The organism is Pontibacter pamirensis (assembly GCF_010015475.1).
Lineage (GTDB): Bacteria > Bacteroidota > Bacteroidia > Cytophagales > Hymenobacteraceae > Pontibacter > Pontibacter pamirensis.
The window spans coordinates 173,074-185,865 of sequence record NZ_SSNI01000010.1; the positions used below are offsets into that span (position 1 = coordinate 173,074).

8 protein-coding genes are annotated in these 12,792 nt (G+C 48.2%); 2 read left to right on the forward strand and 6 right to left on the reverse strand.

Translation table 11 applies throughout. The features are described from left to right. Positions 1–236: 236 nt before the first annotated feature. Positions 237–1,679 carry a glycoside hydrolase family 28 protein gene (locus E1919_RS10835; RefSeq protein WP_162053405.1) on the forward strand — a complete coding sequence of 481 codons (1,443 nt, stop codon included), beginning with the start codon at positions 237–239 and terminating at the stop codon, positions 1,677–1,679. Between the two features lie 136 nt (positions 1,680–1,815). On the opposite strand, the gene E1919_RS10840 is transcribed toward E1919_RS10835, so the two are convergent. The 6 genes from E1919_RS10840 to E1919_RS10865 all read right to left on the reverse strand — a co-directional run bounded on the left by E1919_RS10840 (position 1,816) and on the right by E1919_RS10865 (position 11,476). Beyond that, positions 1,816–2,577, reverse strand: coding sequence for a rhamnogalacturonan acetylesterase (locus E1919_RS10840; protein WP_162053406.1), 762 nt, complete (start codon positions 2,575–2,577; stop codon positions 1,816–1,818). Between the two features lie 136 nt (positions 2,578–2,713). Beyond that, on the reverse strand, positions 2,714–3,925 hold the full coding sequence (locus tag E1919_RS10845; RefSeq protein WP_237144260.1) for a glycoside hydrolase family 88/105 protein: 1,212 nt from the start codon (positions 3,923–3,925) through the stop codon (positions 2,714–2,716). An 85-nt stretch (positions 3,926–4,010) separates the two neighbouring features. Beyond that, the gene (locus E1919_RS10850; protein WP_162053407.1) at positions 4,011–6,191 is read right to left on the reverse strand and encodes a hypothetical protein; all 2,181 of its coding nucleotides are present in this window, start codon (positions 6,189–6,191) and stop codon (positions 4,011–4,013) included. Between the two features lie 59 nt (positions 6,192–6,250). Then, complete coding sequence (locus tag E1919_RS10855) at positions 6,251–9,121, reverse strand: glycosyl hydrolase (RefSeq protein WP_202915900.1); 2,871 nt, start codon at positions 9,119–9,121, stop codon at positions 6,251–6,253. A gap of 339 nt (positions 9,122–9,460) precedes the next feature. Further along, complete coding sequence (gene rhaM / locus E1919_RS10860) at positions 9,461–9,772, reverse strand: L-rhamnose mutarotase (protein WP_162053408.1); 312 nt, start codon at positions 9,770–9,772, stop codon at positions 9,461–9,463. 93 nt (positions 9,773–9,865) lie between these two features. After that, on the reverse strand, positions 9,866–11,476 hold the full coding sequence (locus E1919_RS10865; RefSeq protein WP_162053409.1) for an arylsulfatase: 1,611 nt from the start codon (positions 11,474–11,476) through the stop codon (positions 9,866–9,868). Positions 11,477–12,108: 632 nt separating this feature from the next. Here E1919_RS10865 and E1919_RS10870 point away from each other — a divergent pair. Then, positions 12,109–12,792 (forward strand): hypothetical protein (locus tag E1919_RS10870; protein WP_162053410.1); only part of this gene is annotated, 684 nt, incomplete at its 3' end.

Consider the following 12,792-nt stretch of genomic DNA (forward strand, 5'->3'; position numbering starts at 1 on the left):
TATCCTGTGGTATGGGGTGCTCCAGTAAATTTGTATGGTTGTAGCGGGAAAAAGTAAACAAGTTCTTCCACACCACATGCGTTATACCTGCCGTAGGTTTGTTGCAGGATAGAGCAGGATAGAAAATTTAACTCAATGAATTAAATTAGACAGATACAAGCAAATTGACACTAACCTGAACTTAGCAATCGCTAAAAGCTGTAGCTGGAGCTAATCAAGATAACATACCTTCCATTATGAGATATAATAGCATCATCACCTTATGCCTTCTTTTAGTGCTTTCTTTCGCCTTTATCGGCTTTCAGGCGAAAACCTCAAAAAACGAACTGCCAGACCTGCCCTGGCTGAAGGAAGTGGGCGCAAAGCAAATACCCACCAAAAAGAGCGTATATGAAGTAACAAAGTATGGCGCCGTGAACGATGGCAAAACACTCAATACAAAAGCTATTCAGGCCGCCATCGATGCCTGTGCAGCCAAAGGCGGAGGCATCGTCTCCTTCGAACCCGGCAACTACCTCACGGGATCCATCTACCTGAAGAAAGGCGTTCACCTGCGGATTGACGAAGGCGTTCAGATTTTAGGAAGCCAGAACCTGGCTGATTACCCGGAGATAGATACACGGGTAGCGGGTATTGAAATGAGATGGCCTTCGGCCCTGATCAATGTGCTGGACCAGGATAACGTGGCTATTTCGGGTAAAGGAATTGTGCATGCGCAGGGCAAGCCCTTCTGGGATTTGTACTGGAACATGCGCAAAGAGTATGAGCCAAAAGGCTTGCGCTGGATTGTAGACTACGATGCCAAGCGTCCGCGCACGCTGCTGGTATCTGAGTCTTCGGATGTGACCATCAAAGACATCACGATGAAACAGGCCGGCTTCTGGACGATCCATATCCTGTACTCCGATCATATCACCGTGGACGGCGTCGTGATTCAGAACAACATCGACGGACACGGCCCCAGCACCGACGGCATTGATATCGACTCCTCTTCTTACATACTGGTGCAGAACAGCGACATTGATTGCAACGACGATAACTTCTGCCTAAAGGCTGGCCGTGATTGGGATGGCTTACGGGTAAATCGCCCTACCGAATATGTGCTGATCCGAGACTGCATTTCCCGCGCAGGTGGCGGGCTTATCACCTTTGTCAGCGAAACATCCGGCGGCATCCGGCATGTACTAGCGCATAACCTCAAAGCAAAAGGAACAGGTGTGGGCATCCGTTTTAAGTCGGCTACAACCAGAGGCGGCACCGTAGAAAACATTTACATGCAGGACATCGAGATGAATGGCGTAGGCGTTCCCATTGAAGTATCCATGAACTGGAACCCAAGCTACAGCTACTCTACTTTACCCGAAGGCTATTCTTATAAAACGATACCACAGCACTGGAAAACGATGCTACAGAAAGTAGAACCGGAAGAACGCGGCATTCCCAAGTTCAGGGATGTGTACATCTCCGACATAAAGGTTAAAGATGCCAAAAAGGCTCTTTCTGCTGCTGGTATCCCCCAGTCTTACATAGAGAACTTCCATCTGAATGATATTGAAATAGATGCCGCCACGGCAGGCGAAATCTCTCATGCCAAAAACTGGACGTTTGATGATGTTGACATCGACACGAAAGATGACAGCAAGTTAGAAGTTAAGAACAGCACCAACGTAAACTTGTGATTTTTTAGCTGCTGAACCTGCTATGTATAGTTTGATTCGTTCGGTTATTCAACAGATGCGGCAAGTTCTGTTAGGTAAACTTTCCTACCAGTTTCTTTAGTAGCGCTACTCCCTTTGAATAAGTCGATGGCACAAACTACTCCTGGTGCTGCGCTTCTGGCTTCAGATTCTTCACCAGCGGCTTCAGTTTTAACTCTCTTATACCTTTAACAGCCAGTTCTGCGACTTTCAACGCGCCGGGTTCCTGCATGTGCGTGTCGTCTTGAAGGCCGTCCGGGTATTTAGGGTGCTCCCCGGGCTCCAGCCACATGTACAGCTTTTTGGCTTCCTCCTCTCCCAATGACTGAACATACTCTCCTGTTTTCCTGTTCAGGTCGATGAGCGGCACCTTCAGTTTGGCGGCTACTTCACGCGTAATATCCGGGTAAGGGCCGATAGCTGTATTCAATTTTCCCTGCTCATCAAACCGGCGCGTGGTAATGGAGGTCAGCAGTAGCGGATTTGCCTTTTTAGCACGCACCTCGTTTACAAACTTCCGCAGGTTGTTCCGGTAGTCTTCGGGCGTGGTATGGCGTGCCGGATTGCTGGAATTGTCGTTGTGCCCAAACTGGATGAACACCCAATCACCTTTTTGCAGATTGTCTACGATGCCTTGCCAGCGCTCTTCGCTGATGAAAGTACGGGTGCTGCGGCCGCCAATGGCTTTGTTCACAACTTTTACATCCTCATCGAAGAATAGGCCCAGGTATTGGCCCCAGCCCCGCATGGGCGTTTCAGACTCTTTATAGGTTTGCATGGTAGAGTCCCCGGCCAGGTAAATCGTAATTTCTTTTTTTGCCGGGAAGGTAAAGCCCACCAGCAGCAGGCATAGTAGAAGTATTCTGCAGTTCTTCAGCATATTGTTTTGTTAAATAAGCTCATGTATAACCCTGGCGGCATTGTAAAGCGGTCGATTAAATGTGTCATCGTTCTGGTTTACTTACAATGTTGCGGGTACAGTTTACCTGCCGTAGGTCTTCATAAAGTTTTATAATTTATCTGTTTAACTCCAGACTGGCTAAGACAAAAGGTCCGGTCCCTTTTGGGTCATTGGTCCGGATGAGTTCGTTTACATAATACTCGTAAGAACCATCCCGGTAAGGGTTGCCCCCTAGTCCTGCTACGGCACATACTTTGTGCAGCAGCACTTCGCCATCAGGCTTCACCTCTATCAGGTTATCAATGATACCTTTAAACCCCTTCTCCGCAACTTTCCTGTACTGCTTATCCAGATAGCCTTTATTCGCCCCTTTGGCCAGGGCATACACAAACATACTGGAAGCCGATGCCTCCAGGTAGTTGCCTTCGCGCGTCCCCTGGTCCACTACCTGGTACCAAAGCCCTGTTTTAGCATCCTGGTACTTTTGTAGGGCCGGTGCCAGCCGCTGTAGTATACCTATTACCTCATCCCGCTTCGGGTGGTCCTGCGGGAAATAATCCAGCACATCAACCAGAGCCATGGCATACCACCCCATCGCCCTTCCCCAAAAGTTAGGGGAAGTACCTGTTTCAGGGTTTGCCCACGGCTGAAACCTGCTCTCATCCCAGCCGTGATAGAGCAATCCTGTTTTAGGATCTCTGGTGTGTTTCTCCAGCAGGATCATTTGTTTTGCCACATCATCGAAAGCCTCTTTATCACCAAACGTTTTGCCATACTGCGCCAGGAAAGGTGCCCCCATATAAGCACCGTCAAGCCACATTTGCCAAGGGTAGCGCAGCTTGTGCCAAAAGCCTCCTTCTGTTGTGCGGGGCTGCCACTTCATTTGGTGGCGAAGCGTCTCAATGGCTATTTTATACTTTTCATCTTTGGTTCGCTCATAAAGGTCGAAGAGTATTTTGCCTGAGTTTGCCATATCAATATTGAAGGAGGCGGCATCATACGTTTTGATGTTACCTTTCTCATCAATCATCTCATCGGCATAGGCCTTGATGTAGTCCAGGTACTGTTGCTTCGGGTTCTGTTTATATATTTTCTCGAAGCCAAGGAGCACCAGCCCCTGCGGATAACTCCATACAGGTTGTTCATTAAACTCTATCATCCAGGGCTCCGGGTTGTTCTTCATGATGGACAGTGCCATCCTTTCCGACCACTTGGCTGAAGCCGGTATTTTGCCGGATGCTGTCTGCGCCTGCGCCGCTGTGCAGAGGAGCACAACCAGGAGTAACAACAGAACACTTTTAATGCTGATACAAAGGCTTTTTCTCACTTTAATGCTGCTTTTCGTATTTTATGACTTCTCATTAGCTAGTATAAAACAGGCAATCTCCTTAGAACTGCCAACGCGGTGGACATTAAGGCATCTGGTGAAGGCCCTCCCATCTCACTTTCCATTTCCCATTATCCGGAAAGCCGGGTGTCTGTCTTTCAGGTGCTCCGTCCCACCCAGCGGCCATCATGGCCACGGCCGTTAGTAGGCCACCATTGCCTGGCAGGTAAATGCGCAGGCGTTCGTCCTGGTAGTTGTGCCCGTTGGGCAGGTAAGTATTCTTCTGAGTGTCCATGAACAGCGCATCCACAGCTTTTTCAGGCATGTTCAAGCGAGCAGCACTCATGGCCATCATCGGGTAATCCCAACCCCAGGTGGTCTCCCACTGCCAGTTATTCAGAATTTCATTAAAAGTATTTTGCATAATGGCGGTATCGATCTTCTGGCTGAGCGGCAGGAAGCCATATGCACCCACTACCACCGGATGGTCCCGGCGATAAAGGTCGTCGGTATAGGCCTGCGGATGTGTCGCGCTTGGCAGGTATAAACCATCTTTTACGGCCAGTGGAGCCAGTTTATCTATCACGTCCTGCCATTTCTCGTTTTCAGGCAGGCCCAGCCGCTTACGCCACTCCTGCGCCACCGAAAGGCCATAGTGCCAGTAAGCCAGCTCAAAAGGAGGGTCATTGGTTTCATGAGCTGGGAAAAGCTCCTGTGCCGGTATCAGGGGCGCCGCCAGATGATACTGCTCATCCTGTTGGCTGTAGGTTGGGAAGGAGGCCATAAAATCCGCCGTTTCGAACACAAGGTCTTTGTACTTCTCCAGCGTCTCTTCGGTGGGCTTCTGGCGGTAAACCAGTTCTGAGAAATAAATGATGTGTGGTTGCTGCCAGATAAGATAAGGGCCGATATCGGAGGGGCTTTCGTTCCCTTTAGGGTCCGTCATTTTCTGCCATCTTACCCCCTCATACCCCTGCCATTCAGCGGTGGCATGGGCTTTCGGCATTACTTTCGTATACCAGGGAAGGCTTTTCTCCAGCAACGGCAGGCGGTCCCACAGTGCAAAATGCACGCCGTGCCACCAGTGCATCTCCAGGTGCGGCTTACCATACCAGCTGTTCATGGTCAGACCAGTTTCTTGCGGCGGCAGATCTCCGGTGCATTGTATTTTGGTAAGGTACTGTGACAAAACAACCCGCCGCTCCAGTTCGTGTGCCCGCGAATCTGTTGAGCCGGAGAAATCGACTACGCCCCCTCCTTTCCAAAACTGCTCCCACTGCTCCTCACTTTGCGCTTGTGCTGCTTCAAATCCTAAAACTTCACCCTGCTGGTTCTGGCTAAACAACACACTGAACTTAAAGCTCTCTTCATCCGCTGATGGTAGTAGTTCAAAATAATGCTTTTCTTTTTCCTGGAAACTACCTTTCTCGTTCCAGCGCACATCGGTGTAATAGGTGGTGGAATCTAGCTGCCTTTTCAGCTGCACCTGGTTGACACCAGCTTCAGGTCGGGCAAGCGTTGTAGTATGTTTGTCCTCATCTTCCCAATTATAGCCTGGGCATACGTGGCAATCTGCACCGAAAGGGAACTTGAAGGATACTTTGAGTCTATTTTGAGCGATAAGCGGCGAGGTTACACGTGCAGCAAATCCATCTTTCTCCTGATGCCCGTACAGTTCTACTGTTACAGGTGTGCCTTCTACTTCATACCTGCTCTCTATTTTACCTGTCCAAAGGTTCAGCGTCTGGTTGATATGCTGCAGTTCCTGGATAGGCACTTGCTCTCCGTTTTCTTTCAGCAGCACCAGTCCTATCACGCCCAGGTGCAGCCGGTGCGGATTGGTGCGCAGCCAGTTCATGGCATCTACCTTGCGTCCGCTTCCTTTGTGCTGCACCGGGAACGGAATGACTCTGCCGTTAGCTGCCGTATCATACTGGGCTACATCCGCCAAGGTATAGTTTTGGTCAGTCGGAGTCACATGCCATCCCCACTGTGACTGCGTGCCCAGCGACACCCCATTCTCATAATACTCCGGGTAACTCTGCAGCCCCGTCACGTCTACTGTGAAAGCAAAATCCCCGTTGCCAACTGATAAGGAGGCTAGTGTATCTGGTTTTGATAATGTGATGTTATGGCGGGTTACCAGTGCATAACGGTCAATCTCTTCTGGTTCGGTGCCTGTTGTACTGTCTGCTGTGCTACAGCCGCAAAGGAAAGCTACAGCTGCCAGCAGGACTGTATTTACAGCAACAGAAAGAATTTTCATAACGCCTTGTTCTCAGTTATTTTACTTCATTATCATTTACCCGCCGGGCATGCTCCGCCTTACTCCTTTTGTAGTGCGCTTACCTCTTTGGCAGTGGCAGTGCTATACGGTGTAATAGTTACCGGGCCAAGCAAGCCTGATGGCATGGGCTTCCATACCGAGGCATCAAATGGTTTGTAGTCGATGTTCACGAAGTTTATCTCGTGGTATTTTCGCCATTCAATTTTCTTCTGGTCCATGTCCCGGATGCGGTTGGCCATTAGGTTCGCTACCTCTACTTTCAGCGTATTTTTGCCTGGTTTTAAATACTGCCCCACTCTCGCCTGGAACGGTATACTCCCTAAAATACCGACCTCTTGCCCGTTAATCCAGACACGTGCGCTTTCGTTTACTTTGCCTAAATTCAACACATACTCTTCTGCGTTTTTAGCGGGCAAATCAAACGTGGTGGTATATTCACCAGTACCTGAAAAGGCCTCCGCTTTTTTGTCACCGAGTTCTGTCCAGGATTTCAGCTGACTCAGTTTCTGGTCGGCAGGAAGCTCTGGACCACCCTGTGTAAACTGCAAAGCCCAGTCTCCTTTTACTTCTATCGGTGACCCGACATTTTCCAGGTATTGCCACGCCATCATACCCGGTGCCTGTCCTGATGTTGCCCGGAGAATAAGCGCTTCTCCCGGCTTCATCTGTACCCGCACATTCGTTTTACTATTTGCTGTAGACGCCATGGCCAACCCAGTATTGCCGCTCTGCGGGTCCATCAGCACCACAGTTTGTGCTGCTATGTTCAGAGGAATGATTGTATCAATGGCTTTGGGGGTATGGTTGACCAGGTAGTAATATTTTCCATCGTTTACCTGGCGGCGGGTAAACTTCAGCCCTGTGTCTGTTAAGGCCTCGCGCTGTATATTTTTGTACTCCAGCGCCTGCTGCACATTCGGGGACAGTAAAACTTCCCCGTTCCCGGTTTTCATTTGCCTGATGCCACTCCCGGCATCCGTGAAAGTAAGCGACGCTTTCAGTTGGTTTAGCTGCTGCCTTCTTTCCTCCAGGTTATGCAGGCCCGGCACATCGGCAGGTAACTCTTCTATGATAACGGTTGCTCCTTCTTTAGCTAATTGTATCACCCTTTCGAGCGTGGCAACTGCCATATATTTACTCTGCGGAATAATCAGCACCTGATATGTTGGAGCTTCTGCGGCTGTCATGATTTTACCTTCGCGCACGCTGGATTCCTTCAGCATCTTGTCCGATACAAAGTCAAGAGAATACCCAGCGTCCATTAACTGCCTGGACTGCTTGTAAAACTGTGTCGGGTGAAGCCACTCATCAATATCATGCACTTTTATCATCATCTCCATGCCTTCCGGCTTGCTCCATACATCGTGAATCGGCCAGTAAACCAGCAGTTCATTATCTGCTTTGCCTGACTGTAGCACCGACTGCACCCGCGTAATATAGTTGTTGAACCCGCTAAACTGGGACCACAGGCTGTTTGCCGGCGTCAGGTTGAGAGAGGCATAAAACAGCCATCCTGGCCACGCCACATCTTCCGGGGAGTACGTAACCCCGTGGTAGAACACGTGATTCACTCCAGAGAGGAATACCTGCTCTACTTCCGGCTTCATCTGCGAGTAAGAAGTTTTGAAATGCTCCCCCAGCCAGGTAAATGTTTCACAGGAAACAAGGTTCTTACCTGTAACATGCGCAGCTGAAGAAGCAAACTTCAGCATGATTGGGTCCGGGTCCACATTGCGCACATCGGCACTATCGCGGCGAAGTCCAGGTATCGGGAAATAGCTGGAGCCGAAGGTTTCGCATTCTGGGATATCTACAGCAGCGTAAAGGTCAAGCAGATTACCCGGTGAACCGTGTGCCTGGTTTTTCGTGATGCTGTTGCGTTGGTGCGCCCATTCATTCCAGGGTTCATAGAAGTGGTCCAGCAGCAACTCGCCCATTGTTTCGCGGTAATCAGATTTCAGGCGGGCTACCGTTTCAGTGTGCTCCTCGCTTACCAACTCACGCAAATGCAGGCGCAAATCGTAGCCTCTGCGCTTCTGGAATTCCTCAAAAAACTCCGGCGACCAGTCGGCCCCGTATACTTCGTAGCTGTCGTTGTAGAAGGCTCTTACGCCGTAGTTCTGACCCTTAAAAGCGCTGCTAAACCGTTCCAGGTAGGCTTCTACCGCATCCTCTGAAAGGTGGTTCAGGGTATAGCCCACCCCTCCGGGGGCCGCCCTCTTCACCATCTGCCGCGTCTTTCCGTTGAAGGCAGCATACAGCGTCCAGTTTCCGGCTTTCGGGGTCCAGTTCAGTGTTCCGTCCTGCCCTACTTTATCTGTTATGTTCTCTATTTCGCCTTTGTCGCTATAAGCCATCACTGCTTGTAGCGAAGCGCCCACCTCCTGCTGCTTCGGGTCCTTTACAACTATCTTCTCCTCTAGTGACTGCCCGCCTTTCAGCTGATATGTTTGCACAATTAACCTGGAGGCGGCATGCTCCGGTTTCACCTGCGGACCACCGAATGGCCAGCCTGTTCCCTGCGTCATGTCTACGGTCATACCGGCCTCACCTGCTTTCTTTACAGTGAAATCAAGAATGTTCATCCATTGGGGAGAAAGAAAATCAATGTACCTGCTCTCATAATCCATGGCCCCGTAGATAGGCGCTATTTCCACACCGCCGATGCCTGCTGCCGCATACTCGTCCAGCAGCCTGTCAATATTCTGTTCATCTACGGCGCTGCCCATCCACCACCAGCGCGTCCAGGGGCGGGTTTCTTTTTTCACTTCCGGCCATACCGCTGCATTTTGCGCCTGCATAGTGACTGCTGTATCTGCTATAGCATCTGATGCCTGCGGTTGCCGGCAGTTCGTCAGGATGGTACTGCAGAGAAGAAGCGTAGAAAGGAATTTGAATTTATGCGTCATATAATTCATTTTATCATTGTGTTTGGCGTTTGCAGCGCCACTTTATTTGAGTTCAAGCCATGATTGCAGCTTGTATCACTCCAGTTATACAAAAGAGGTAAGCTAAATACTACATCATCAGCGAACCTATTCAACAGTCACAGCGGGACGGCCTGTTGGCAGAAACCAACCTTATTTATTTTGAGCTCCAGCGGAGTGGCCTGTTAATTTGTACCACCAGGCCGCTCCGCTGGAGCTCAGCAGTATATCTGAACCAGGGGCTATCGACAGATCGTCTCGCTGGGACTAAATTCGGATGAAGCTTTTTGCAGAATTTTTATTTAACCTCAATCTTCTGCTTTACTCTAAATAAAACACCTCTTTTAGAGGAACGCTTACTGGGGAATTGTCAGGGTTAGTTTCCATTATATCGGCCATGTATGCCCACCACTTCTGCACGATTGCTGTACTTCCTAAGTCCTGCGAAGAGGCACCATCCTGCTTCTGCACGGCAAACAAGGTATTGGTTTCTTCATCGAGAAAGATGGAATAATCCCGCACTCCAGCCTCTTTCAGAAGTTGCGCCAGTTCCGGCCATATCTCGTCGTGGCGTTTTTTATACTCTGCCTCGTTTCCGGGCTTCAGTTTCATTTTAAAAGCTATCCGCTGCATTCGTCTTGTCTGTCCGTTCGAGTCATATAACTTAATAAGTGTATCTGAAGTATTGCTACTGCTTTGCAACCCATCTTCTGCGCTCTAGGAAACTCATTTGCTTTTCCGCTGCCTGTCATACTCTACCAGTTCTGCAAAAGGCAACACGTTCGAGCGGGCAGCCCAGGCATCGTAAAGCTTTTCCATCTGCTTCACTTTTACCGGAAGGCGGGCGCTGAGGTCATTCAACTCTGACCGGTCTGATTTTATGTTATAAAGCGCCCACTTGTTTTCAGGATAAATAGAAACAAGCTTCCAATCGCCCTGCCTGACAGCGCGGTTGCCTTCATGTTCAAAGAAAATAGCCTCATGCCCCTGCCACTGTTGGCCGTTGAACAGAGAAGCCATGCTTACGCCTTCCATCGGCTTGATGGTGTTTCCCTTATAGGTTTTAGGGTAGGTTACCCCGGCCAGTTCCAGGCTGGTTGCCATGAGGTCGATGATGTGTGCCGGTTGGTGGCTGATGCTGCCCGGTGTGATGGTGCCGGGGTAGTATGCAATAAAGGGCGTAGAAATACCTCCTTCATGCTCCCAACGCTTGAACTTACGGAAAGGCGTATTGCTTACGTTGGCTCCCTCATACTGGTAAGCCGTGAAAGAGGTCGGATCACTGGGTGGCTTTTTGCTCGCCTCCAGAATTTCCTGGGTGAAACCAGGTCCCTCTATGGCCTCGTAGCTGCCGCCGTTGTCTGACAGAAACATAATGATCGTATTTTCGTCTTCTCCCAGTTCTTTAAGCTTCTGCCTGAGCCTACCAATATTCTGGTCCATCCGATCGACCACGGCCGCATATACCGCCATCTTCTCGTCCCACCTTCTTTTCTCTTCATCTGAAAGAGAGTTCCAGGCCGGTACATTTTCATCCCGGGGCGACAGTTTGGTAGAGCGGGAAATGATGCCCGTTTCCTGCATGCGCCGGAAACGTTCTTCGCGAAGCTTGTCCCAGCCTTTCATGTACCGGCCTTTGTATTTGACTATATCTTCTTCCAGTGCATGCAAAGGCCAGTGCGGCGCAGTGTACGCCAGGTACAGGAAGAAGGGCTTGTCTTTCTCTGTTCCTTCTTCTATAAATTCCAGGGCATAGTCGGTGTAGGCATCGGTGGCATAAAAACCTTCTTCTGGTGCGTAGGGGGCGTCATCAAGGGCATAGGTCAGCTTTTGATTGGGGCGGTAAGGGCGGTTACCGAAATAGCTGTTTGCACCGTCCAGCAAGCCAAAGTAACGGTCGAAGCCTTGCTTGACCGGCCAGTGCTCTTCACGGTCGTTTAGGTGCCATTTACCGGTCATCAGCGTGCTGTAGCCTCCTTCTTTTAAAGCTTCGGCAATGGTCACGCACTCCTCGTTCAGCATGCCCCGGTAGCCTAGCTGCTCTCTTTCATTCACCATATGCCCCACTCCTGCCTGGTGCGGGTAAAGGCCTGTAAGCAAGGAAGCACGTGTGGGGCAGCAGCGGGAGGCATTGTAGAACTGAGTCATTTTAAGACCACCTTCTGCCATGGCATCCAGATTCGGTGTTTCTATTTCAGAACCAAAGGAGCCAATATCAGAGTAGCCCATATCATCGGCCAGTATGATAATAATATTAGGCTGGGTTTCCCGTGGAGCCAGGCTAAGCAAAAGGCTTGTCGCAAAAATCAGCGAAAGACTCAGGATACGTTTCTTCATTATAAAGAGGCCTTAAGAAATGGGGGTTTAGACGCTGTTATACTATGTGAGCGCTTGCAACCCTTTTTTTTACACGTTGATGCTCAAGCTACTATTTTTTAAGCAAAAGATTGTCCTGCTATATCCTGCCTCTTTGTGTTCCTACCAGTTTTTAGCAAAAGTTACTTCTAATATGCACATAATTTGTAAGAGCATTCTTCTGTCTGATACCCATATTAGTTGATTTATACGGGTTGTGCATACCAGTATCAAGTAACAGAAAAGAGAAAAAAACTAGAATAACAATCCTAAACTTAAAGCTGCTCAGCCTATGAGCAGCTTTAATTGCAAACAAACCTTTGCAGACAATGCGCAGGAGTAAGAGTTAAATTCAGCTTCGAAAAACTGCCGAAAGAGGTACAGCCACGTTGGGAAGAAACAGGAATATTAGCATCCATAGACAACTTCCTCTACTGTCCCAGTTGCGAATAGTACTCCGCACTACTCATGACAGAAGAGATCTAAGCAGAAGAAACGGGTAACATCAATTTTTTTATTTCTGAAAACTGCAGAAAAAGTTAATTTACTATAGCAGCATTTCAAGAATTGTATAATGTTCATACTTTACTATATTAGAGTTTGAACTTAATTTTATGATAAAAGATATTTTCGATTCACTCAGGGATAATATATCTCAAAAAACGAGTAATCCTTTATTGGCAACTATACTGATAGTATGGACTTTTAAAAATTGGAGGTTGCTTTATGGCTTATTCTATTTTGATGAGGATACCAAACTAGAAGAAAGGATAGCTTATATAGAAATCTACTATTCCGAAGTAAATTTCTATGAGAATTTGTTTTTCTCAATACTATATGCTTTCTGTGTTCTAATTATAACTTATGTTTTACTTAGCGCTTCGAGATATATTGTAAACTTTTATGATAAGATAATTATACCGCGTGTTTATAGATTAACAGACAAAACAAGTGTTGTGCTAAAAAGCGATTACATTGAACTTCTTAGGATGAATGAGGAAATAGATAATAAGTATTCAACTGAGAGAGATTCAAAAAATAGAGTAAAAGCTGAGTTAGAAGTTATGGAATCGAACTATACTGAATTAGTACTTAAAAAAGATTCTGCTTTAAATTCTGTTAATGAGCTAAAGCTACGGAACCAGACTTTAGAAGAAATAGAACAGATAAGTAAGAGCATGTTTAAATTTAGAGGATTAGCAAAAAAGAGCGAGTCAGTGCGTAAGCAATGGGTAACCAAACTCAAAAGCTTATGCAATCTCAATACAAGAGACTCACTGACTCGCAATGGGACATTG

What these genes read in the sequence shown, in the direction of transcription:
- E1919_RS10835 (WP_162053405.1), top strand. Translation starts at nt 237, where the DNA reads ATGAGATATAATAGCATCATCACCTTATGCCTTCTTTTAGTGCTTTCT.
- E1919_RS10840 (WP_162053406.1), bottom strand. Translation starts at nt 2,577, where the DNA reads ATGCTGAAGAACTGCAGAATACTTCTACTATGCCTGCTGCTGGTGGGC.
- E1919_RS10850 (WP_162053407.1), bottom strand. Translation starts at nt 6,191, where the DNA reads ATGAAAATTCTTTCTGTTGCTGTAAATACAGTCCTGCTGGCAGCTGTA.
- E1919_RS10855 (WP_202915900.1), bottom strand. Translation starts at nt 9,121, where the DNA reads ATGACGCATAAATTCAAATTCCTTTCTACGCTTCTTCTCTGCAGTACC.
- rhaM (WP_162053408.1), bottom strand. Translation starts at nt 9,772, where the DNA reads ATGCAGCGGATAGCTTTTAAAATGAAACTGAAGCCCGGAAACGAGGCA.
- E1919_RS10865 (WP_162053409.1), bottom strand. Translation starts at nt 11,476, where the DNA reads ATGAAGAAACGTATCCTGAGTCTTTCGCTGATTTTTGCGACAAGCCTT.